This window comes from Vibrio sp. R78045 (assembly GCF_042466085.1).
GTDB classification, from domain to species: Bacteria; Pseudomonadota; Gammaproteobacteria; order Enterobacterales; family Vibrionaceae; genus Vibrio; species Vibrio cyclitrophicus.
This window is the reverse complement of the sequence record NZ_JAXHBS010000013.1, coordinates 802,143-825,929: the sequence shown is the minus strand read 5'-3', so window position 1 is coordinate 825,929 and position 23,787 is coordinate 802,143. Positions and strand designations below refer to the sequence as shown.

The following is a 23,787-nucleotide window of genomic DNA, read 5'->3' as shown; positions in this document are numbered from 1 at the left end:
TGTAACAGTTTCAAGCGCGAGTTTTTATCTTTTATAAAAGGAGTACCCACAAAAAAACCGACTTTGTGAGTCGGCTTGATAGAGAGGCTTGTCTATGTATTTTAGGACGAGACAGGTAAAGCGTTATCAACGGTAATCAGAACTTAAGCAGCGGCTTGTTGAAGCTGTGCTAACACATGATGCAGGGAAGGGCTGATCGTGTGACCAAGGGCTTTGACTTCTTCGCAAGGCTCAACCAGATCTGGGATCTGGAAACTGATCATGTTTGCAGCCATCGACGCGCGAATACCGTTGTTTGAATCTTCAAACGCTAGGCAGGTTTCAGGTGCAACACCGAGGCGTTCTGCCGCTAGCAGGTAGATCTCTGGATGAGGCTTACCGTGAGTTACTTCGCAGCCTGTGCTTAACGAGGTGAAGTAAGAATCTAGGCCAGCCAACTCAAGCTTCTTTTTTGCAATATCAAGCTGAGTCGAGGTCGCCACCGCGATTGGAATGTCGTTTGATTTGAGCCATTCAAGAAGCTCAATCACGCCGTCTTTTACAGGGATCGCTTGGTTCTTAACAATCGCACTGTAACGAGTTCGCCATTCGTTGTTTAACGCAGGATAATCTAAGCCTTCACCGTAACCATTTCTAAAGATCTGTTCGATGGTTTTTGCGTTACAGCCAATAATGCCTAGGTAGACATCTTGCAAAAACGGAACACCTTGCGCGTGACATGCTTCTTCAAAAACCTGCATACAAAGTCGCTCGGTGTCGAGCAGTAGTCCATCCATATCAAAAATAGCAGCTTGAAAATTCATATCCGTGGTTCTTTATCTATTGTCGTCGTGAGAATGAGTATTTTGACATAGTGTCTAAGGATAGGCGAGTCAGCATTGAGTTAGAATCGGAAGTATTGGGTGTGCAATATGCTTCTGAATGACTTGAAATCTCATTAATTCAAGCTGAAATAATATCGTTCAGTTATGAGCCTAATCTTTTATAGGTCATCGAGATCTAACAGATACAATTATGACTGTTATACATAACAAATCGAGGTCGGGTGTTTGTTTTACTATTACATTTCATAAACTTACAGGCTTGTTAGCGTGACCATAATCTTATAAAAAACAATTTGCGGTAGCCTTCAATGATAGTGTGACCAAGCAATAAGTAAATGGCTGAGCTTAGAGACAAAATATCATTAGTCCATATTTTTAGCAGGGTTGCTTATGTTGTATTTTGAGTTTCTATTTTTATTAGTCGTACTTTATATCGGGTCTCGGTATGGTGGTATTGGCTTAGGTGTTGTTTCTGGTATTGGTTTGGTTATCGAGGTGTTTGTCTTCAAGATGCCACCAACGTCTCCACCTGTCACCGTCATGTTGATCATCCTCGCTGTTGTGACTTGTGCTTCGATTTTAGAAGCGGCGGGAGGCTTGAAATACATGCTGCAAGTTGCGGAAAGGGTACTGAGAAAGAACCCGAAACGCGTCACCTTGATAGCACCGTTCGTGACTTACTCGATGACTTTCTTATTGGGTACAGGCCACGCGGTTTACTCTATTATGCCAATCATCGGCGATGTGGCATTGAAGAACGGTATTCGTCCTGAGCGTCCAATGGCAGCTGCGTCGGTAGCATCTCAGTTGGCGATTACGGCATCACCAATCTCTGCGGCTGTGGTGTACTACCTCGCGCAGCTATCTGATATTCAACATTCTATTACTCTGCTTTCTATTTTGATGGTGACGGTTCCTGCAACATTGTTTGGTACGTTCTTACTTTCTTTGTATAGCTTAAAACGCGGGAAAGAATTGAACGACGATCCTGAATACCAAGCACGCCTAAAAGATCCTGAGTGGAAAAAACGCATTGAAAGCACCACCGCGACCTCTTTGGATGAAGTTCTGCCAACTTCGGCTCGTAATGCGGTTTTGATTTTCCTATTGTCGATTGTCGTGATTGTCATCGTGGCAATGGTGCCAGAGATCCGAACCATCGTAGACGGCGACAAGCCAATCAAGATGTCAGTGATCATCCAGATGATGATGCTCTGTTTCGGCGGTATCATTTTGCTGGCAACTAAAACTGATCCGCGTGATGTTCCAAACGGCGTGGTATTCAAATCGGGTATGGTGGCGGCGATTGCTATCTTCGGTATCGCATGGATGTCGGATACTTACTTCCAATATGCAATGCCTCAATTTAAGTCGGGCATCGTGGAAATGGTGACTAACTACCCATGGACGTTCGCACTAGCGCTATTCATTGTATCGGTTGTGGTGAACTCTCAAGCAGCAACTGCACGTATGATGCTACCTGTTGGCCTTGGCTTAGGGCTAGACCCAGCACTGCTTATCGGCTTGATGCCAGCAGTTTACGGCTACTTCTTTATCCCGAACTACCCATCAGACATCGCAACAGTGAACTTCGATGTCTCTGGCACAACCAAGATTGGTAAGTGGTACTTCAACCACTCATTCATGTCGGTTGGTTTAATCGGTGTAGTAGGCGCATGTTGTTTAGGCTACGCATTGGCTCAGATTTTTATCGCTTAATTAAACTAGCGATAACGAGATAAGAAACGAAAAACAGCGCCTATTGAGGCGCTGTTTTTGTTTAATCTGTCTTGGGCATTAGCTTTGATACGAGCTCTAAACCAATATTAACGTGGCTCAAAAGCCAAAGACTGAATCGCTTCTTCAATGGTCAGGAAGTGGATCTTCATCAGACACACTTCTGCCTTCTGGAACTCGTGATTTCGAATAAGTTTAGTCACGCTTTCAACCGAATATTGGTTTGCTCGTTTCGCTAGAGACAGTTGATTTGAGTTTGATTGAAGCGAGTAGCTATCGCCTTCAGAATCAATGAGATAATCATCTTCGCCCAAGATCATGTCTGAGCATTCTGCCTGAAAATCGTTCTCGGATGCGACGTAAATAAGCTCATCGTCACCGTCGAGTTTTACCAAAGATGGCCAACTGATCATTACTGCCTCTAAATCATGGATGTTGAAATTTGAGTACCGACTATAAACACTTTCCGCTGTTGGATCACCTATTCCTCCTAACGATTTAAAACGTTACTTACTTAGAGAACGACCCAACGGCGCGAAATAACCTTGGAGTGCTTGATAAATCTCTTTGCGATGCGTGAGGTCTGGATAGAGAGGGAGCATATCCGTTTTGGTCGTACCATCGACTAAATAAGAGTTTTCGATCTCTGAGCAAGATTCTATGGTAGCTTCAAAGGCGCGCGCCATCATCTCTGTAGGTAGTGAGAAGTAACGGGTAGACATTGCTTTGTCTGCAATAACACTACGTGCAACGTAATCGTGTTTATCCAGGTTGTTGTCGCTTAGCAGGGTAGCATCGAAGAGAGACATCAAATACTCGTTTAATGGATGAGGCCGTACTTTTCTATCGTGCAACCAACAATCGGTGGCAAACAAGATCTGCTTACGAGGACCTGAGGTATCGCCAATCTCAAATGCTTTCTCAGCTATATAGTGATCAAAGGCATGCCAGAACTCATGCGCTAGCGCACCAGCGCCGGCGTTCTTGGCTAGGGCGAGTTCTCTTTGATTTGGGGCGTAGTGTGCTTGTACACCTTTTCTACCACCACTGCCGAATGCTAAACCTAACGTGCCTCGAAGGCCAATTGCTTCAGGTGGTAGAGCCAAGATATAGGCCAAATCTGCTAAAGAATCGAATATCAGATTTGCAGCCAATTCTTTCTCTTCTTTCGTCACCCAAGCTCCGACACGAATGCTGCCCATACCAAAGGTCTGTTTGATGTCCATAAAAGACACCTGATCGCCATGTCGGTAGTCTGGGCCTTTACGAGTCTTGTATTTAAAGTGGGTTAGCTTCAAAGGGGGCCTTGGAAACAGAAATAGGGTTGAATGAGATGCTATTTTGGGGTTGCATGATGTTTAGTTGCACCCTTTTGGAGCCACTTTGAGCTGCATCTCTTGTGATTAAAGGAAGTTAGCACTTTTGACTGCAAATTACCGATCAAAATGAGTTAGATTAAATTCAAAAGCCTCCCATGAGGTTGGGTTACCTTCGCGAGTCAGAGGAAACAAAGACTCGTGTGGTTTTGCATAACTTAAACGATGCAGTCTTTGAGTGACGTGGTAGCTATCCAATCCTGATATTGTGACCAAGTCTAACGCTTCTAAATCGAGGTAGCCATCCGGCATCATGGCGCGCTTTGGTGCGTGAATCGTAATAACTTCACCAATCAACATCTGAGTTTGATTACTTTCTATTGTAATTTTCTCTTTGAAGGTTAAGCCTATTTTCAGTGGGCTTTCCAAGACAAACGGGGCTGGAAATACATCGTCGTAATATGGCGTGAGACCGACCGCATTGAATTCTGAGATTGGTTTAGGATAGCGAGCCGAAGTTTGATGCGCTTTTCTAACAAATTCTGCACCAATGCTATTAATGGTGAAGTGCTTCGTTTCTAGAATATTCTCTAATGTGTGGCGTCTACTTTCACTGGGGCGCACGATAAAGCCAAACAATGGTGGATTCGATCCTAAATGAACGACCGAGCTGATAACCGCAAGGTTATCTAAGCCTTCTTTATCGCAGGTACCAATAAGGTTAGCACTTTTGAACCCCGACAGAGAGTTAATCAAGCGAGTCCGATGCCTTTGATCCATTGTTTGCAGATCATGCTTTGCAAGGGTGACGTCCTTCATGTTTTCTCTAGTTTTCATTTTTATCACAACTTTGCTCACTAACGGATCAATATGTACGCAGCACTACTCTCTATCGATCAACAGGTTTTCATTAAATAGCGATTTAGAGTGACGCTAGTGACAACTACGCGAGGTCATTACTCGTTATGTGGTGTTTCTCTTTCCGCAGCGATAACTCTTTGCATAGATTTACGCACTTTGACTTCTCTTTACATCCCAGAAACTAAAGTAAAGTTATAGTCTATGAGAGTGCAGAAAAATGAAAACAGTTCGTAATGTCATTTGGGTAATGGTTGCCACGATGTCAGTATTTTGGTTTGCGATGGAACCGCAACTCTTCGCTTCAAATAACGTATTTGAATGGCGCTCGGCCATGATTCAGTATTCGGGTATTTTGTCTCTGATGTTGATGTCGATAGCCATGCTGTTAGCGATGCGTTTTCCTATGATCGAGAATTGGCTTAACGGTATGGACAAAGCGTATCGCGTGCATAAGTGGCTTGGTATCGGTGGGGTGTCTCTAGGTGTCGCGCATTGGCTGTGGTACCAAGTCCCTAAGTGGTTGGTTATGTCTGGAGTGCTGGAGAAACCGATTCATCATGACGGTTTAGGCCCTCAAGGTGTTTTGTCTGGTTGGGAAGCTTGGGCCAATGAATTACGTGGTTTTGCTCAGAACATCGGGGAGTGGGGGTTCTATTTATTGCTTGTTTTACTTGTTGCCTCGTTATGGGCGGCAATCAAGTACAAACCATTTAAACTGTCACATCGCCTTATGTCGTTGGCGTATCTATTGCTCGCCTTTCATTCGGTGTTACTTATCAAACGAGCGTATTGGGGTGAGCCTATTTATTACCTAACTTTGGCTTTTGCTGTGATGGGTTCTATTGCGGCGGTATACAGCTTATTAGGTTTTGTTGGGCGTCGTAATCGCCATTCTTCCACTGTAGTTTCGACTCGCTATTTCCCCCAAGCATCAGTAATGGAATTGATATTAAAGCCGAATGTATCTTGGCAAGGCCATAAAGCTGGACAGTTCGCGTATTTATGCTTTGGCAATGAAGACCCGCATCCATTTACCATCGTTTCAGGTAGTGAAGAGTCAGAACTCCGTTTCTTGATCAAAGAGCTAGGCGATTTTACTACAGATTTGTATGGTCGAGTTAATATTGGTGACGGCGTCACAATTGAGGGGCCTTATGGGCGTCTTGAGTTTGACCTAAGTAAGCCACAAATTTGGGTTGCTGGTGGAGTCGGGATCGCTTCATTTTTTGCGACACTAGAAGCTCTCAAAATAAAGACGAGTCATCCTCGGATTGAATTGTTTTATTGCACTCGCGGCGTTGATGAAAACTTAGTCGATGAACTATGGCATCTCGCACATCAAGTAGGCGTGAAGTTGAACGTGATAGATACTGCTCATTCACCACGGTTAAACGCAGAGCAAATTTTGAACCGATGTGGTGATCTAAATGATTACGAACTCTATTTCTGTGGGCCTGAGTTATTCTCAAAATCACTGAAAAAAGAGCTCGATGCGTATCAATTTAATATTGAAAAAAATTACCATGAAGAATTATTTGTGATGCGTTGATCAGATGAAATACGCGTCTTTAATTCGGAGTAAGATAGCTTCTTGGGGCTGAGGCTGATAACAGCAGCCACGCGGAAAGTCTAAAAATGTACGAACTCGCTCAATTTGCTATTGCAGCAGTTTGCTATTGAGCGATACCATATAAGGCTATTTATTTGGTAAAGATTCAATTATGTCAGATGAAAAACTCGCACTAGAGTGGATGCGTCAACAAGCTCATAAAGTTGACCCATATGTTATCAATCCGTCGTTTGATGAATGTGTTGAGCTGCTCGACCCTGCTTTCAAGAAAGGCAAGAGTGTTGCTCAGCTAAAATATCTGCTATCAGAAGCGGATCGCCGAGCAGGTGCTGCCGAGCGTAAACATGCCGCCTTAAAGTATGCCAAAGAGAAAAGTCCAAATGCAGGTCAAATCTTGCGCCTGCAAAGCAAACTTCAACAAGTCCAATTAGCATTAAAGCTAGCGACTGGCGATAACAATATGACTATCTCGCAGTTCTGTTCTGAATACGATGTCTCTAAACGTGACGGTAATACGGCATGGAATGAAAAGCTAGTTGAGCAGGGTAAAAGAAAGTAACGGCTTCAACGAATCTATACCTTTTTCAACCACGGCTAGAAAGGCTAACCTAGCTTCGAAAACATCTCCCACTGTTGGTGAGAATGTTCTGCATTTAAAAAGCCTGAAAATTTCACCTCAGGCTTTGCCTCTGCTTTTCCTAATTGATGTTCACTTAATTGTTACCTTCGCTTCAATGGAAGACTTTAATACGCTTAGGCTCAATCATAGGCTCGTTTTTATTCGTTGAGCTATGTGCGCGATACACTATTTTTAGCCCATTAATCAATTTCACTTGTGACAAAGTTATCAGAATCATGCATTTTCGGTAACGTTCCCGAAATTATCGATCTATCATCCACCCAGATACAAAAGTGAAGTAATCAACACGACTGATTTCTATTTCTTCTTCGATATAGAGCTTATACATCAAAATTATAAGCCGAAATGCGCTTACGAATTATTTTGGGAACGTTTGCAAATAATCCAAAACAATTAACGTGAGAACATAAGAATGAAACTACACACTTTAGCGGTTGCTGTAACAATGGGGCTAATGACTACATCGGTATTAGCAAGTGAAGACGTTGCAGCATTAGAGCAACGTATTAATGAATTAGAACAAAGAGTTGCACAAACGGAGCAGGTTTCTACCGAAGCCAATGAAAAGGCTTCTTCGTTTGAGTTTCACGGCTATGCGCGCTCTGGGTTATTGATCAACGACGACCTAAACGGCGCGACAGGTACTGGTCCTTACATGACAGCGGCGGGTGCGATTGGTGCGCCTATTGGACGACTTGGTGTGGAAGATGATCATTACGTTGAAGCGAACTTGATTCACAAGCGTTTTGCGGATGATGGTTCTAGTGCCTTGTTTCGTATCATGTTAGCCGACAGTACTGAAACAAATAACGAATGGACAGCCAGTGAAAGCCAGTTGAATGTACGACAAGTGTATTCAGAACTGAACCGTCTGAGCATGTTCTCTGAATCCGAAGCGTTTTCTGAAGCAACGTTTTGGGCGGGTAAACGATTCGATCGTGACAATTTTGATATTCACTTTTTCGATTCGGATATTGTCTTCTTATCAGGTACTGGTGCGGGCGTTTACGACGTTCAGATGAGCGAAAACTGGAAAGCGAATTTCTCTATTTATGGCCGAGATTTTGGTGAGATTGATAGTTCATCGACAGATGTAGAAAACTACATTGCAACGATGAATAACCGTATTGGCCAATGGCAAGTTATGTTGAGTGGCATGACTTCAGCAGACAACGATAGTCGCCTAAATGGTGCTGCTGAAAGCGGTGTACATGCAATGTTTACGTACCATGGAGACAACTTCTTTGGTTTGAGCGAAGGCTTCTCTAAAACGGGCATGTTAGTGGGTAGCGGCCTAGGTGCAGAGCTAAAAGGCATCGGTTCCAATGGTGACCTGCTGGATGACGCAAAAGCCGTTCGCCTGTTTAGCTACGGCGTCACTCGTATTGGCGACAACTGGCGTTTAGCGCCTGCATTGATGGCAGAGCATAGCCAAGACCGTCTGAAGAAGAATGACGAGTTCACATGGGCTTCTTTAAACTTTCGATTAGCTCAAGAGCTCTCAGAAAACTTTGAGATGGTTTACGAAGGTTCATTGCAGTACATGGATTTAGACAACTCGACAGAGCAAGCGAGCGGAGGTTTCTACAAAGCGACAATTGCACCAACACTGAAGCTTTCAACCAGCACTGGTTTTTTTGACCGACCAGAACTACGTTTCGCTGTAAGCTATGTAGATTGGAGTGAAGACCTGAATGGTTACTCGATCAGCACTGAGGCAGATGCAGCAACGATGGGAGAGGGCGGCGAGGTTCTGTTTGCACTGCAGATGGAAACTTGGTTCTAATTGCTTGATATATCGTTGAGATAGAGATCGTCAATCATGATGTGATATTTGCATCATTAAATGCCAACCTTATCATTTTAACTTGTAGGTTGGCATTTTGGCATCTGTGTTTAGATGTTTGACTAGTTAATACTCTGGCTCTTTTTACTAGCTGTTGAACTGATTAACTAGCAAGATTCTCGGTCAATGGTGGTGAAGGTCAGCACCATTTTACTCATTTCAAAGCCTTTTTTCTCAATACGGTCGAGCAACAGTTTGGCTCCATTTTCTCCCGCTTTATCAAACGCATAGTTAAACGTAGACAGCGTTGGTGTGCATACGGAAGCGAGTTCATCGTCACCCACACCGAGCACCAATACATCTTTCCCTGGAATGAACCCTGCTTCCTGAATCGCTCTGATCGCACCGATTGCGATACGGTCAGTGGCACAGAACAGGCCGTCGAGCTTCTTGTGCTCTTTGAGAGACTGCTTAGCCAGCTGGTAGCCGGAATCTATGGTGAAGTCGCCTCGCGCGTGAAATTGCAGTATGAGGTCGTTGAATTGGAGCGATTGAGTAAATCCTTCCGATCTCATCTTGTCGACCGCGATGTCATCGCCTTGAACGCCAATGAACCCCATATTCTTACAACCTTTCGCGATTAGGCGATTACCCGCTTCGAACCCTACACGTGCATCATCGTGCACAATGCTTGGGATGTTAAACATAGATCCGTCTTGACCAACCAATACCACCGGCACAGCAGAGCTTTGAATGGCTTTAACTAATTGCTTGTCTAGATGAGTCGCGTATAGGATGATGCCTTCTACTCGCTTTTGGTTAAATATCTGAATATATTCAAGTTCTTTGTGGTGTGTTTGGTGTGTGCTCGCTAATAAAACATGCTTGCCCGCTTGCTCTAAGACTGCGGTTAAACCGTCGACACCTTGAGAGGTAGCGTGGGAAGAAACCCTAGGGACAATCACACCAACGAGATTAGTTTTCTGAGATTTCAAGTCTTTAGCGACTTGGTTTGGGAGATAGCCACACTCTTCGACCGCTTTACGCACCTTCACTTTGGTCGCGTCTTTTACACCATATTCATCGTTGATTACTCTAGAAACCGTCGACTTGGAAACTCCAGCGAGACGAGCAACATCATGAAGACTAGCCATTATTCATTATCCATTTGTAATTTTAGTTTTGGGATTGTTTGCAAACCTGGAATAACATTTCCTGTTTGTAAGGCGATTTTAACCTTGTCACTTCATCCTAGGGAGATAATTTAAAGATCATTCTCACATTATGGAGCCATTATCTTTGAACATTTGTTATTTATAGGCAAAAATTTGTTTTGCAAACGTTCCCGAAAATTCAAAAGCTCAAATGATAATCCAATGGGGTATGTAATGAATTATCCAAAAATAGCAAAAGAGCTGCTTTCTCTATTAGGTGGTAAAAGTAATATCACCGCACTTGCACACTGTGCGACTCGTCTGCGTCTTGCGGTTGCAGACCAAGACAAAATTGATGAACAGGCGATTGATAACCTAGAAGGGGTTAAGGGCCAGTTTAAAGTGGCAGGTCAATATCAGATCATCTTTGGCTCAGGCATCGTAAACCAAGTTTATGCTGAGTTGGCTAAGCTGACTGAAATGACGGAAATGTCGACCAACGATGTAGCGTCTGCAGGTGCTGACAACCAAAATATCCTGCAACGCGCAGTGAAAGGTCTGTCTGATATTTTTGTACCAATCATTCCGGCGATTGTTGCTGGTGGTCTTTTGATGGGTATCTACAACTTATTGACGGCTCAAGGCTTGTTCATTGATGGCAAATCTTTAATCGACGCTAATCCGGGTTTGACCGACTTAGCAAACATGATCAATACATTTGCTAATGCTCCTTTTGTCTACCTACCTATTTTATTAGCATTTTCAGCGAGTAAGAAGTTTGGTGGTAACCCATACCTTGGCGCGGCTCTAGGTATGTTGATGGTTCACCCAGACTTGCTTAACGGCTGGGGCTTCGGTGGCGCATCGGTTTCGGGCAGTATTCCAGTTTGGAACATTTTAGGTTTCGAAATCGAGAAAGTGGGCTATCAAGGTTCAGTACTGCCCGTTCTTGTTTCTGCGTTTATTCTAGCGAAAGTTGAGCTTGGCCTACGTAAAGTTATTCCTTCGGTTCTGGATAACTTGCTAACGCCGCTACTGGCTATTTTCGTGACTGGCCTTCTGACATTTACGGTTGTGGGTCCATTTACACGTGATATCGGTTTCTTACTGGGTGACGGTCTTAACTGGCTATACAACAGCGCTGGCTTCATTGGTGGTGCGGTATTTGGTTTAATTTATGCGCCGTTCGTTATTACTGGTATGCACCATAGCTTTATTGCTATTGAAACTCAGCTGCTTGCGGATATCGCAACGACTGGCGGTACGTTCATCTTCCCTATCGCGGCGATGTCTAACGTGTCACAAGGTGCAGCGGCACTGGCGGTTGGTTTCATGAGTAAAGATAAGAAAATGAAAGGTATCGCGATTCCTTCTGGTGTGACCGGTTTGCTTGGTATTACTGAACCTGCAATGTTCGGTGTGAACTTGAAGCTTCGCTATCCATTCATTGCTGCGGTCTGTGCAGCTGCGGTTTCAAGCGCGTTTATCACTATGTTCAATGTGAAAGCACAAGCACTGGGTGCGGCGGGTATTCCGGGCATCATCTCAATATCACCAGAAAAAATTGGCTACTACGTGGTAGGTATGATTATCGCGTTCGTGACTGCCTTTGCTCTGACCGTTGTTTTAGGTCTGCGTGAGCGCAGCAAGCAAAACATTAAAGCAACAGCTTAACGTTTCTCCCTAGAAGTGAAGCCCCCTTTTTCACTTCATTTCCTAAGCTTTGGGGTGCTAGCTAGGTGATTTGGCTTAGCTAGCCTTTTTATATTTTTATATGACAGCGTGAAGTGTCACCTTGCTTTCGGTTGCTACTGCTTTCGATGGCCATCGCTTTCGGTTGTCATGATTTTCAGTTTTAAGGTAAGAAAGATGAATCAAGTTTGGGTAACTGGAGACGCTGTCGTCGACCTCATTCCGGAGACTGACTCGACATTATTGAAATGTCCGGGCGGTGCGCCTGCCAATGTCGCGGTAGCGATTTCTCGCCTTTTAGGCAAAAGCGCATTTTTCGGCCGAGTGGGTAACGACCCGTTTGGCACTTTTATGGAAGTGAATCTGCAAAAGGAAGGTGTGAATACCGAGCGTTTGGTGAAGGACCCTGAACAACGCACATCAACCGTGGTGGTAGATCTTGATGACCAAGGCGAGCGCAGTTTTACGTTTATGGTTAAGCCAAGTGCCGACCAGTTTATGTCTGTTGAAGACATTCCCGAATTTAAGGAAAACGAGTGGTTACACGTCTGCTCAATCTCTTTAGCTAATGAACCAAGCCGAAGCAGTACCTTTGAAGCTATCCGACGCATGAAAGCCGTGGGCGGTTACATCAGTTTCGATCCAAACCTTCGTGATGAAGTATGGCAAAACCCATCTGAAATTAAGTCTGTGGTCATGAAAGCGGTTGAATTGGCTGATGTGGTTAAATTCTCAGAAGAAGAGCTGGATTTCTTAACCGATTCAACTTCTATCGAACAAGGTTTAGCTAACATTGCAGATCTTAACAACAGGCTTGTTTTGGTTACGCAGGGCGCGAAAGGCGTTTGGCGAGTATTTGAAAACCAAGGTGTGTTGATTTCAGGTTGCTCAGTGACGCCTGTGGATACCACGGGTGCAGGCGATGCTTTTGTTGGCGGTTTGCTTGCAAAGCTTTCTCAACATGAAGAGTGGAATAATCAACGAGTCGTTGATTCTGCAATTCAGTGGGCGAATGGTTGCGGTGCATTGGCAATCACGCAAAAAGGCGCGATGACTGCACTTCCCACGCAAGAGGCTCTCACTCAGTTTATTCAAAAAGACTCTTCAAATACGAATGCCGTAGAGGAGAGTGTATGAGTTTGAATTCGAACTGGACAGTAGAGAAAAGGTACTGTCGCGTAGAGCAGATTTCTCAAGACAGTATGGATGCGATGGTAAAACAGCGTAAGCAAGATTCTGGATACCCTAGTTACCATATTGCTCCCAAATTTGGCTTGCTGAATGACCCAAATGGTTTGTGTTACTTCAACGGCGAGCATCATATTTTTTACCAATGGACGCCGGTTGGCCCTGTTCATGGCATGAAGTATTGGTATCACCTGTCTACAAAAGATTTTGTTCACTTCGAAGACCATGGCATTGGACTGCATCCAGATCAAGACTACGATTCTCATGGGGTTTATTCTGGTGGAGCTCTCGTTGAAAACGACGAAGCTATTTTATTCTTCACGGGAAATCATCGTGATGAAAACTGGGAAAGGTCCTCAACTCAGTGTGTTGCAAAGATGTCCGTCAAAGGGCAAATAGAAAAGCATGGTGTGGTTATCGAAAATGAACACTACACAGAACATTTCCGCGACCCAAAAGTGTGGAAGGACGGTGACGATTACTTGATGGTTGTTGGGGCTCAGACCCAAGAAAAACGTGGTTCAATGGCGCTGTACAGAAGTCGTGATCTCATGAACTGGCAGCATAAAGGTTCTATTCAAACTCGTTACAACAATCTTGGCTATATGTGGGAATGCCCTGACTTTTTCGAGATAGATACCCAGTCAGTGATGTTGTTTTCTCCACAAGGTGTCTCTAGCGATAATCCGTACGATTTTAAAAATATTTACTCAGTGGCTTACATTGTTGGTGATTGTTTGAATTTAGATTCGATGGAATTTGAAAACCATCAAGATATCGCGCAGCCTGATTACGGATTTGATTTTTACGCACCTCAGACTTACTTAGACGATTCCGGTCGCCGGATCTTGATTGCTTGGGTAGGCCTTCCTGATATCGACGCTCCATCTGTAGCGCACCAATGGGCGGGTATGTTGTCATTACCTCGTGAGTTGAAAATCCAAGATGGTTATCTTGTTCAATCTGCTTTACCTGAATCGAAAGCGCTGCAGGGTGAGGCTGTGGTGGTTGAGAACACTCTTGAACTGAATACAACCAGCTTCATGATTGAGATCGAAACAGGTGCGGACAAGTTTGAGTTTACGCTTGCCAACGCCGCGGGCGAGAATATCGTGTTCAGTGCCACAGAGACGGAATTCATGCTTGATCGCAGTAAGATGTCTCAACTTTACGCGGAAGAGTTTGGCTGTGTGAGAAAAGCGCCGAGGTTAAGTGTTGAGCAAACTATCGAAGTTTATGTCGATAAATCGGTGATCGAAATTTTTATCAATGGCGGTAAACATACAATGACCAGTCGTTTCTTCATCGATGATTTGAAGTTGTTGTCGATTGCCGGTGACATGGAAGCCGTTTATCACTCGATGAGTTCAATTAAAGGGTTGGATGAATAGTCCTCTTTCATTTCAGTTACAAAAGCCGCTGTTTACCAGCGGCCTTTTTAAGCTTGTGAACTTCATATTTTAAGCGAGTTGACCGGCTTCATCCTCTTCAACCACATCGGTTTCCAAGCTTGCTTCTGCTAACCATTTTTGTATTGAAGGGCTGTTAAGCACGCGTTGTTGATACTGTGATGCCTTTTCGGAAAGTTGTATTCCATAGGTTTCTACACGTAAAGCCACAGGTGCAAACATCGCATCGGCAATCGACCATTCACCAAACAACCATTCCTCTGGGTATTGTTCCATTTGTGCAGACCATATTGCATCGATACGAGCGATGTCTTTCAGTGCATCTTCACTCAAAACGAGCTTTCTTTTAGCTCGGCAGTTCATCGGCATTTCATTTCTGACGGCAAAAAAACCAGAATGCATCTCTGCAGAAATTGCTCGGGCATGGGCGCGATCTGCAACTGAATTAGGCCATGCCGCGCCGTTCAAATGTGCGTCGTTGACGTATTCAAGAATGGCTAACGAATCCCAGACGGCAATATCACCATCGACTAAGGTTGGAACTTTGGCCGTTGGTGTAACGGCAGCCAACGTATCGTAGAAATCAGAGGTAAAAAGTTTAAGCTTGATGATGTCTGTATTCAGGTTGTAGTTATCAAATATCAGCCATGCTCGTAATGACCAAGTTGAGTAATTCTGGTTTCCAATATAAAGCTGCATAGGTGCTTCCTTGCGTTTGGTGAGTATGTTTTGAGCTTAGGGGATTGTATTGCGGAGCACTAACGGATAATTTTGATGGAATACATTAATAAAAGCGATGGGTGGTGAGTTCAATATGGATATTGATGCGTTGCGAGGCTTTCTCGCTTTTGTGGAAACCAGCAGCTTCACGCGAGCCGCGAAACAGATCAACCGCACCCAATCGGCATTCAGTGCTCAGATGCGTAAGTTGGAAGAAGAACTTAATGTAACTCTTTTTCAAAAAGAAGGACGCAATCTTGTGCTCACTGAAGCGGGCTTAGCGCTACGTTCTCACGCGGAGCAATTGGTTGCCCTCCACAATTCGGCCCTGAAACAGGTAAAGCGATATGGGGACAAACAGCCGCTTCGGTTAGGTTGCCCAGAAGATTACAACGACACCATTCTTCCGAAAGTGATTCGACTGTTGCAGCAAGCAGAACCCACCTGTTCTATTCAAGTATTCAGCCTACCAAGTATTACGCTCAGAGAGTGGCTAGATGATGGCCGATTAGATGCAGCGATTGTCACCCGAGCGCCTGACAGCGAAGAGGGATATTGGCTGACTCATGATGTCGGAGTTTGGATTAGTAGCCCTGAGTTTGCGTTTGATGACGTTAGGCCAGTTCCATTGGCGCTGTTTCAGACTGATTGTAAGTATCACGCGGCGGCGGTGAACGGTTTAACCAAGCAAGGTACGTCTTACCAACTGTTGGCATGCAGTAATACTGCTTCGGCGCAGCGTGCAATCGTGAAGGCCGGTTTAGCTATTGGGGCGATGGGTAAGCTCAGTGTTACCCCTGATTTGAAGATCCTTGAAGACATGCCTCCACTGCCTTCGGTGGACATTGTGCTTATTCTTGCGAGTAAGCATCATCCTGTATTAGACAAAGAAGTGCTCAATCAACTTGTCGAGTTGGGAACTAATTAGATTTCTTCTTTGATGGCCTGACATGCCGAGATAAGACCCGACTATTTTCTTGCTTTACCTCAGTCAGTTTTCGCCATGACCATAAACGTACCCGTGCCTCTTTTGCGCTGGTTTCGAGATCTATGACAGGATTGAGGTAAGGAGAGTTAGGTTCAAATTTATGCATCATCATTTCCATCGGCGTCATCTTCCAGGGCTCAAATAATAATGGCGTCGGAACCTCTGAGAGTTCTGGGACCCATTTTCGAATAAAATCACCATCGGGGTCGTGTTCTTGTGCTTGCTTCGTTGGGTTATAAATTCTTATGGTATTGATTCCAGTTACTCCAGCTTGCATTTGAAACTGCGGATAATGAATACCGGGTTCGAAATCGAGGAAGAGTTGTGCTAAATGAGTCACGCCATTTCGCCAGTCCATATTCATGTGGTGAGTGAGAAAGCTCACTAACATCGAACGCATCCGAAAGTTGATATACCCCGTGTGATGCAAACAACGCATGCAGGCATCGACCAATGGCACTCCCGTTAAACCGAGTTTCCATGCTTTTAATCGTGTTGGGTCGTTTACCGTTTCATTGTACAACAGCGCCTCATAGGCGAAATTTACACAGCGAAATTCCATGTCACATTCCGATTCAAACTTCTGTATGAAATGACAGTGCCAATGAAGCCTTGAAGAGAGAGCGATGAGGCTACGACGAAAGCCTGCGACCTGCCAGTGTTCCAACAGATGTTGATAAACTTCACGCAGCGAAATGTTACCCCAAGCCAAATACGGGGACAGGCGAGTGCAAGCATGTCTCGATGCTTCTGGGCTTGAGATACTGCGGTAGTAATCGCGACCTCGTCGCTGAAAGAAGTCATGCAAGGTTGCCCATGCCAACGTACTGCCGCCCGTTTGTATACCATTGCTTTTGGTTAACCAGGCTTCTGGAGGCACTATTGCTAACCCAAGCTCATTAGCATCCAGAGTATGCAATGATTCTGTTGTCAATTTGGTTTGGATTATGGGGGCGCGCATGACACTGTTCCAGTGTTTATCCCAACCGATTCGGTCTTTCGCCCCTCTGACGACAGCGCCCTGAGCAGACTCTTGCCAATAGATGTTGTGTTCTTGAAACCAGTCAGAAATTTGCTTGTCACGATCGAAAGTACAATTTAAGCCTACCTCTTGATGGGAGAATACATTTTGGATGTGGTAACGAGATTGGACCGCTTCGAAGCAGTCGATAGCGTTACCATAGAGTATTGATACTTGATGTCCATGCTCGCTCAATGACAGGTTCATGCATTGGAGCGATTGCCAAATAAATCTCCAGTGCCGTTCTGAATAATGCGCATTGTCTAACAGCATGGGCTCAAAGATGTAAAGTAATACCGTTGGGTGTTGCTCTGATAAAGCCTGCTGCAATGGCTCGTGATCGGTAAGGCGTAAATCTCGTTTTAGCCACACTATGTTAATTGTTTGCATCTGAACCCTCTGTCGTTTTGAAGCATTACGTAGCAGAGGTCAAAATTTCTCACTAGATGTGCAATTTTTTATTGCTAAGAAAAGCCACAAATAAGAGTGTCGGGTACTTATTGTTTATTAATAATCCCTAAGCTCTTCAGTTTTCGATAAATAGTGTTGCGGCTGATGCCGAGTATTCGTGATGTCTTGCTGATATTTCCTTGGTTGGCTTGATAGGTTTGTAGCAAAGTATCTTCAACGGTGCTTTTTAAATCTGACTTTGGCGTACTTTCGATGGTGTTAAGCGCCATGGGCTTATGATGATTATCTTCTGTCAGCGATGTCAGCTGTTGAGCAAGATGGCTCGGTACATGTTCTAGTGTGAGTTGTGCTTCCTCACCGGCGAGTAGGGCAGCGACTTTAAGTAAGTTGTCTAACTCGCGGATATTGCCAGGCCAAGAATAGGCGCATAACAAACTCATCAAATGTGGGCAGATTGCTTGTTGGTTTTCAGCGTATTTATTATGAATGTTTTCGATTAAGGCTTGTTTGTCTTGTCTGTGTTGCAGGCTTGGTAAAGTGAAGGCTAAGCCATTTAGGCGATAAAAGAGATCTTGTCGAAATTCTCCAGTTGCGACTAACTGCTCTAAGTTTTTATGTGTGGCAGCGATGATCTGGCAATCGACTTGATAGCTTTGATTGGAACCAACCGGCACCACGGATTTGTCTTGCAGAACATGCAGTAGTCGGCACTGAGCCTCTAATGGCATGTCGGCAATCTCATCAAGAAATAGAATACCTTTATCTGCTTGACGGATCTTACCTTGGAATCCTTTGTGGCTTGCGCCCGTAAAAGCGCCCGGTGCGTAACCAAACAGTTCGGATTCAATAAGATCTTTCGGTAGTGCACCGCAGTTCACCGCAACTAAGGGCGACGATTTACGCTGGCTTTGCTTGTGTAACGCTTTAACAAACTCTCCTTTGCCGACCCCTGTTTCTCCTAGAATTAATAGGCTGATCCCTTTATCGATAACCTTATTGGCTTGTTGCCAAGCGTGTTCAATTTGTTGTTCGCCATGGTGCAGATCACACGATGCTGAAATGGAGCGCGTGCATTTGGTGGTTGGTTGCTTGAGGTGTTGTTTCTCAAATACAAAGGGCGTGTCCAATGAGGTTCGATTGAAGAGAGTATCGATGCATTCGCCAACGATCGAGGTTTGATCCAACAGTTGAGAGGCGACTTGATTGTGCGCTACCACTTCTCCGGCTTCGTTGGCTATCACAATTCCTTGCCAACCACTGTACAGCAACGATTTCTCACATGCGAGGTCGATTCGAGTAGTGCCTTGCGGGATATGACTCAGTAGCTGGTTTTCAACAAGCTGAACCATATTTTGAACCAGCAATTGTACGGAACTGTCGTGTTGTTGCTGCTCGCTAGTAATGTCTAATATGCCAACCATTTGCCCTTGATGATCAAACACTGGGCTTGCTGAACAACTGATAAATCGATGCTGGTGGATGAAGTGTTGTTCGCCAATGATGGATACTGGTTTCGCTTCAACAATGGCGGTGCCAATCGCGTTGGTGCCTTTCAGTTGCTCCTGCCAACACGCTCCTGAGCTGAGTGCAATTGATGTCAGTTTCTCCTTAAACCGCTCCTGTCCCCAACTTGCCAGAATGACGCCCTCAATATCGGTCAGAATCAAACGACTGTCAGTGCGTGCAAACATCTGATTAAACAGAGGTAGAGCATTACGTTCGACGATGTGGATCAAGTCAGCCGATTGATGACGTCGCTGTTTAAGTATCGATTGTGGCAGGCGAATGTCTTCGGGAAGTCGTCTCTGTTTTAGACCCGCTTCTGTGCTGCGGTGCCAAGAAGACGAAAGCCAATCTGAGGTGTTTGCTTGTTGAAGGTGCATGACTGTTCCATGTCGTAACAGTGAGGGTGTACCAATTTGGAACAGTTGAACACTGGAGTGGTTTCCATACGTCCGTTCAATGCCAACTCACTTTGGGTTGTAAACGTTTGGTAATCATAGTTTTACAATTTATTAACAACAAGTTTTGAAGTTCTGGCGTGTGATTTGCGTTGTTACTGTTGTGAAGAAAACACGAAGTATCAGTGTTTTAAACAGAAAGCATAAACATGGTGGCTCTCTTCTTACGAGCTTTCTTCTCACGAGATCTGTTCTCAAGGGAAGCCACCATGCTAGCTCGACAACATAAGCTCAATAACGAATAAACAACGACTAAAAATCTAAGAAGGATCTAACTATGATTTACGCACAGCCGGGTAGTGATAACGCAGTGGTTAACTTTAAAGCGCAATACGATAATTTTATCGGTGGCGAGTGGGTGAAGCCTGTCAGCGGCGAGTATTTTGATAACACTTCCCCAGTGAATGGTCAGGTGTATTGCCAAGTGGCGCGTTCAACCGAGGCGGACATTAGCTTGGCACTTGATGCCGCGCATGCTGCTCGTGCTAGTTGGGCTTCGACCAGTGTGACTGAGCGCTCCAACATCCTGCTTAAAATTGCCGACCGCATTGAAGCAAACCTTGAAGAAATCGCAGTCGCCGAGACGTGGGAAAACGGCAAGCCTGTGCGTGAAACCTTAGCAGCAGACATTCCTTTGGTTGTCGATCACTTCCGTTACTTTGCGGGTTGTATTCGAGCGCAAGAAGGCAGCGCAGCAGAGCTAGATTCAAACACCGCAAGCTACCACTTCCCAGAACCTATTGGTGTGGTGGGGCAGATCATTCCTTGGAACTTCCCGATTTTAATGGCAGCTTGGAAACTGGCACCAGCGCTGGCAGCGGGCTGTTGTGTGGTGATGAAACCCGCCGAACAAACACCGACATCGATTTTGGTGATGATGGAGAAGATCGCCGATCTTCTACCTGCTGGTGTGGTCAACATCGTGAATGGTTTTGGTAGCGAAGCAGGCCAAGCATTAGCAACTAGCGATCGTTTGGCTAAGTTGGCGTTTACTGGCTCAACTGAAGTTGGACATCATATTCTGAAATGTGCCGCAGAAAGCTTGATTCCATCAACGGTTGAGCTTGGCGGTAAGTCTCCAAACATCTATTTCCCAGATATCTTTAACCATGAAGACGAATACCTCGATAAGTGTGTCGAAGGCATGCTGCTTGCGTTCTTCAACCAAGGTGAAGTGTGTACTTGTCCATCACGTGTGTTGATCCATGAATCGGTGTACGACAAGTTCATCGCCAAGGTGGTCGAGCGTGCTCAAACTATTAAACAAGGTAACCCGTTAGATACTGATACGCAGGTTGGCGCACAAGCCTCTAAAGAACAGTTCGATAAGATTCTTAGCTACCTAGAAATCGGTCGTCAAGAAGGTGCGAAAGTGCTAACAGGTGGTGAAATTGCGCAGCAACCAGATGATCTCGGCAACGGTTACTACATTCAGCCAACCATGCTGGAAGGGCACAACAAGATGCGTGTATTCCAAGAAGAGATCTTCGGCCCTGTTATCGCAGTAACGACGTTTAAAGATGAAGCGGAAGCACTAGAAATTGCCAATGACACCGAATATGGCTTGGGTGCAGGTGTGTGGACGCGTGATGCAAACCTAGCGTATCGCATGGGACGTAACATCGAAGCGGGGCGTATTTGGGTGAACTGTTACCACGCTTATCCAGCACATGCCGCGTTCGGTGGTTACAAGAAATCAGGCATTGGTCGTGAGACACATAAAATGATGCTCGATCACTACCAAAATACTAAGAACCTGTTGATCAGCTACGATACTAATCCGTTAGGCTTCTTTTAATACAGATTCGTTTTAAAAGTATGAGAATGAATCATAGGTACAAAGAATAACTAACAACGCAGTTGGCTTAATTAAGAAAAACAAAAAGTAAAACCAAAACGCCCGATTCATTCGAATTGGGCGTTTTTATATCTGAATCGCTCTAGCTTTGCGAAAAGAAGATCTCTGGCTTGTGGACAGGGCCATAGTTGCCTTCTAACTGAGTGAGTTCCAAACCTTGCTTTCCTATCAGAGTACCAACCAATTGGCGGTTAAACGGGTAGCTGTCGGGGTTGTTAATATACTCTTCAACATCAATCCATTTAGCTTCTGCAATTTCATCTGTGTCTTGAATCGCAATCTCTTGGGTTTGAGCGATAAGGTGGCAAATAAAGTAGAGGTTCGATTTGCCAAACTGATACGGGTGTCTCGTCGCCATGCCAACCACAGAAACGAACGTTGCTTCGATACCTGTCTCTTCTAATGTTTCTCGAACCACAGACTCTTCAATACCCTCGCCAAGTTCAATGTGGCCGCCAGGTAATTTGTAGCCTGTCATGCCATGCTCTTTGATCATCAGCACTTGGTTGTGTTCGTTGGTGATCAACGCGCCAGCGCCCAAGGTGTGGGTAGGGATGAAAGGTACAAACTCTACAATCTCGGATTTGTGGATCAGCGTAATCTCGTCTTCTAGACAGTTGTGAAACACAAAGCCAAGCTCAGTCGCCACCGGAATAAGGTGCGAGAGTGAAATAGGCAAGCTAATCCAAATGATGCCTTTGTTATTCTGCTTTGAAAATTCGGTGATCTCGCTGAGTTCGGCATTGAATGAATCAACATTGTGAGGTGCTGTTGCTGGGTCAATGATGATGCCGTTAAATTTGTCGAGCGTAAATTCCACTAGTGATCCTTTATTATTTTTGATTTATAGGGAGTCGAGCATAGGTGGAGCTTATCTTATCTCAAGAGCTTATAAAACCTGCTCTGCTTGTAGCATTTTTAAGAGCACGGTAGTGGTGGGCAAAAAGTGAGGGAGAGTTTAAAGCGGGCGGCTTGAAAAAATTGCGCTAGAAACAAAAACTGCGCTTGGAAGCTTAAGCGCAGTTTTAGAATCGGGTCTATTTGAGTTCGACGCTAACGAATATAGTTTGCATCAATACTCACGTACCAGTGCTGAAGCTTGCCGTCAGATTTTTTGATCCATAAATCGTTGGTGTAGCTCTCGATCTTACCGTTAACCGTTAAATTGAACGTGTTTTCGTCGAATTCGCCAAGCTTCACGAACTGGTCTGTGGTAACTAGGAACGGGTCCATGTCGTCCACGCCAACCACATCTGAAATCACATAGTAGTGGTATGTCAGCGGCTTGCTCGCGTCATTCGGGTTGCTGCGGTACGCCACAAGCTTGAATGGTTCCGTTAATGGAACATCGAGCGTTTGCTTGTCCATGGTCGCTGGAATTGGAATAAACAGCCAAGCGGTAAACAGACCGCTCAATAAAACCATCAGGAAGAAAAGAATCTTAATTGCTTTCATAGCAACCTTCAAAATAGGTGATGTTGAAGGCGCTATGGTAACAGGTTTGATTTGCTGATTGTAAGAGTATGAATGAGTGAAAGTATCACCTGTCTGTTAGGAAGTTTGAATGAATTGACACACTGTTCATAAACCTTGGTTTACATTTATTTGTGCGAGTAATGAACAGTCATAAAAAAGCCCACACCTTACGGTTGCAAGGTGTGGGTTAAATAACGGTGATTACTTGTTTAGGTAAGCGGCATGGAACTCAATATGCTCATCAATAAAGCTAGAGATGAAGTAGTAGCTATGGTCGTAACCTGGCTGCATACGTAGTTCTAAATCGGCATTGGTTGTCTTTGCTGCTTCTACCAATTGCTCAGGCTTTAGCTGCTCAATTAGGAAGTTGTCCGCTTCTCCTTGGTCTACCAACATTGGCAGCTTAGTGCCTTTGGTTTTTAGAAGTTCAGAAGCGTCGTAGTGTTTCCACTCTTCAATATCTAAGCCTAGATATTGGTTGAATGCTTTCTGTCCCCAAGGGCATTGCATTGGGTTGGTGATTGGGCTGAATGCCGAGATAGAACGGTAGCTATCTTCGTTTTTAATGCCAATCGTTAAGGCACCGTGTCCGCCCATGCTGTGACCAGAAATCGATTTCACCGAAGTCACTGGGAAGAATGATTCAATCAGGGCTGGAAGCTCTGTTACCACGTAATCGTACATGTGGTAATGACTGTCCCATGGTGCTTGAGTGGCATTCACGTAGAAGCCTGCCCCTTGGCCTAAATCGTAGCTTGCGTTGTCGGCAACGCCTTCGCCGCGCGGACTAGTATCGGGCGCGACAATAGCAATACCTTGCTCAGCCGCGGCTTTGAAAGCACCGGCTTTTTGCATGAAGTTTTCATCGGTACAGGTTAAGCCTGATAACCAATACAAAACAGGAACTGGGTTTTCTTTGCTTGCGTTAGGTGGCAAGAAAATCGCAAAACGCATGTTGCAGTCAAGCGTTGCAGAAAAGTGGGTGTATTGTTTGTGCCAACCACCAGCAACCTTTGCTTGGCTAATGTTTTCGATTGTCATCTATTGTGCTCCGTTAGGTTGATGGTTTGGGAGTAAATTTGTCTATATCACTTAAAGTTTCACCACCCACCGGGCAGGAGGTGGTGAAGACAGTTTCGCTCTGATGTTTAAGTCAGAATTGTGGTCTCGACACC

General features: G+C 44.8%; 20 protein-coding genes. 9 read left to right on the top strand and 11 right to left on the bottom strand.

All coding sequences use genetic code 11. The features are described 5' to 3' along the window. Positions 1 to 143 precede the first annotated feature (143 nt). Entirely contained in the window at positions 144 to 803 is a 660-nt protein-coding gene (locus SJY39_RS14295; RefSeq protein WP_010432777.1) for an HAD family phosphatase, read from the bottom strand. Positions 804 to 1,214: 411 nt separating this feature from the next. Between SJY39_RS14295 and SJY39_RS14290 the strand changes: the two genes are divergently transcribed. Then, the gene (locus SJY39_RS14290; RefSeq protein WP_010432780.1) at positions 1,215 to 2,543 is read left to right on the top strand and encodes an anaerobic C4-dicarboxylate transporter; all 1,329 of its coding nucleotides are present in this window, start codon (positions 1,215 to 1,217) and stop codon (positions 2,541 to 2,543) included. A 107-nt stretch (positions 2,544 to 2,650) separates the two neighbouring features. Here the strand turns inward: SJY39_RS14290 and SJY39_RS14285 are convergent, their stop codons facing one another. The 3 genes from SJY39_RS14285 to SJY39_RS14275 form a co-directional block, all read right to left on the bottom strand. Beyond that, positions 2,651 to 2,974 carry a DUF4144 domain-containing protein gene (locus tag SJY39_RS14285; protein WP_010432783.1) on the bottom strand — a complete coding sequence of 108 codons (324 nt, stop codon included), beginning with the start codon at positions 2,972 to 2,974 and terminating at the stop codon, positions 2,651 to 2,653. A gap of 93 nt (positions 2,975 to 3,067) precedes the next feature. Further along, positions 3,068 to 3,859 carry a CLCA_X family protein gene (locus SJY39_RS14280; protein ID WP_032544918.1) on the bottom strand — a complete coding sequence of 264 codons (792 nt, stop codon included), beginning with the start codon at positions 3,857 to 3,859 and terminating at the stop codon, positions 3,068 to 3,070. A 135-nt stretch (positions 3,860 to 3,994) separates the two neighbouring features. Beyond that, entirely contained in the window at positions 3,995 to 4,696 is a 702-nt protein-coding gene (locus tag SJY39_RS14275) for a flavin reductase family protein (protein ID WP_016766969.1), read from the bottom strand. Positions 4,697 to 4,955: 259 nt separating this feature from the next. Here SJY39_RS14275 and SJY39_RS14270 point away from each other — a divergent pair, with 259 nt between their 5' ends. From SJY39_RS14270 to SJY39_RS14260, 3 genes are all read left to right on the top strand, one after another. Beyond that, complete coding sequence (locus SJY39_RS14270; protein WP_010432794.1) at positions 4,956 to 6,287, top strand: ferric reductase-like transmembrane domain-containing protein; 1,332 nt, start codon at positions 4,956 to 4,958, stop codon at positions 6,285 to 6,287. A 172-nt stretch (positions 6,288 to 6,459) separates the two neighbouring features. Beyond that, positions 6,460 to 6,867: a hypothetical protein gene (locus tag SJY39_RS14265; RefSeq protein WP_010432797.1), complete on the top strand. Its 408-nt coding sequence runs from the start codon at positions 6,460 to 6,462 to the stop codon at positions 6,865 to 6,867. Between the two features lie 493 nt (positions 6,868 to 7,360). Beyond that, complete coding sequence (locus tag SJY39_RS14260; RefSeq protein ID WP_016785524.1) at positions 7,361 to 8,734, top strand: carbohydrate porin; 1,374 nt, start codon at positions 7,361 to 7,363, stop codon at positions 8,732 to 8,734. A gap of 167 nt (positions 8,735 to 8,901) precedes the next feature. Here SJY39_RS14260 and SJY39_RS14255 read toward each other — a convergent pair whose 3' ends face one another. After that, on the bottom strand, positions 8,902 to 9,888 hold the full coding sequence (locus tag SJY39_RS14255; protein ID WP_016787549.1) for a LacI family DNA-binding transcriptional regulator: 987 nt from the start codon (positions 9,886 to 9,888) through the stop codon (positions 8,902 to 8,904). A gap of 234 nt (positions 9,889 to 10,122) precedes the next feature. On the opposite strand from SJY39_RS14255, the gene SJY39_RS14250 reads away from it, so the two are divergent. The 3 genes from SJY39_RS14250 to SJY39_RS14240 all read left to right on the top strand — a co-directional run bounded on the left by SJY39_RS14250 (position 10,123) and on the right by SJY39_RS14240 (position 14,159). Further along, on the top strand, positions 10,123 to 11,562 hold the full coding sequence (locus SJY39_RS14250; protein WP_010432806.1) for a sucrose-specific PTS transporter subunit IIBC: 1,440 nt from the start codon (positions 10,123 to 10,125) through the stop codon (positions 11,560 to 11,562). A gap of 195 nt (positions 11,563 to 11,757) precedes the next feature. Continuing rightward, positions 11,758 to 12,717: an aminoimidazole riboside kinase gene (locus tag SJY39_RS14245; RefSeq protein WP_016787551.1), complete on the top strand. Its 960-nt coding sequence runs from the start codon at positions 11,758 to 11,760 to the stop codon at positions 12,715 to 12,717. Beyond that, a complete protein-coding gene (locus SJY39_RS14240; protein WP_016787552.1) occupies positions 12,714 to 14,159 on the top strand; it encodes a sucrose-6-phosphate hydrolase in 1,446 nt (481 codons plus the stop codon). Before SJY39_RS14245 ends, SJY39_RS14240 begins: the two co-directional genes overlap by 4 nt. 69 nt (positions 14,160 to 14,228) lie before the next feature. Here SJY39_RS14240 and SJY39_RS14235 read toward each other — a convergent pair whose 3' ends face one another. After that, entirely contained in the window at positions 14,229 to 14,876 is a 648-nt protein-coding gene (locus tag SJY39_RS14235; RefSeq protein WP_016766975.1) for a glutathione S-transferase family protein, read from the bottom strand. Positions 14,877 to 14,973: 97 nt separating this feature from the next. Here SJY39_RS14235 and SJY39_RS14230 point away from each other — a divergent pair, with 97 nt between their 5' ends. After that, positions 14,974 to 15,825, top strand: coding sequence for a LysR family transcriptional regulator (locus tag SJY39_RS14230; protein ID WP_016785528.1), 852 nt, complete (start codon positions 14,974 to 14,976; stop codon positions 15,823 to 15,825). Here the strand turns inward: SJY39_RS14230 and SJY39_RS14225 are convergent. Further along, the gene (locus SJY39_RS14225) at positions 15,818 to 17,296 is read right to left on the bottom strand and encodes a cryptochrome/deoxyribodipyrimidine photo-lyase family protein (RefSeq protein ID WP_016785529.1); all 1,479 of its coding nucleotides are present in this window, start codon (positions 17,294 to 17,296) and stop codon (positions 15,818 to 15,820) included. The genes SJY39_RS14230 and SJY39_RS14225 overlap by 8 nt on opposite strands. A gap of 107 nt (positions 17,297 to 17,403) precedes the next feature. Then, entirely contained in the window at positions 17,404 to 19,200 is a 1,797-nt protein-coding gene (locus tag SJY39_RS14220) for a sigma-54-dependent Fis family transcriptional regulator (protein WP_016792718.1), read from the bottom strand. 355 nt (positions 19,201 to 19,555) lie between these two features. Here SJY39_RS14220 and SJY39_RS14215 point away from each other — a divergent pair, with 355 nt between their 5' ends. Continuing rightward, positions 19,556 to 21,076, top strand: a complete 1,521-nt coding sequence (locus SJY39_RS14215; protein WP_016785531.1) for an aldehyde dehydrogenase family protein — start codon at positions 19,556 to 19,558, stop codon at positions 21,074 to 21,076. A gap of 142 nt (positions 21,077 to 21,218) precedes the next feature. Here SJY39_RS14215 and SJY39_RS14210 read toward each other — a convergent pair whose 3' ends face one another. The 3 genes from SJY39_RS14210 to fghA all read right to left on the bottom strand — a co-directional run bounded on the left by SJY39_RS14210 (position 21,219) and on the right by fghA (position 23,653). Continuing rightward, positions 21,219 to 21,956 carry an NUDIX domain-containing protein gene (locus tag SJY39_RS14210; RefSeq protein WP_016785532.1) on the bottom strand — a complete coding sequence of 246 codons (738 nt, stop codon included), beginning with the start codon at positions 21,954 to 21,956 and terminating at the stop codon, positions 21,219 to 21,221. 233 nt (positions 21,957 to 22,189) lie between these two features. Next, entirely contained in the window at positions 22,190 to 22,591 is a 402-nt protein-coding gene (locus SJY39_RS14205) for a hypothetical protein (RefSeq protein ID WP_010432828.1), read from the bottom strand. A gap of 222 nt (positions 22,592 to 22,813) precedes the next feature. Continuing rightward, complete coding sequence (gene fghA, locus SJY39_RS14200) at positions 22,814 to 23,653, bottom strand: S-formylglutathione hydrolase (protein WP_010432829.1); 840 nt, start codon at positions 23,651 to 23,653, stop codon at positions 22,814 to 22,816. Positions 23,654 to 23,787: the final 134 nt, after the last annotated feature.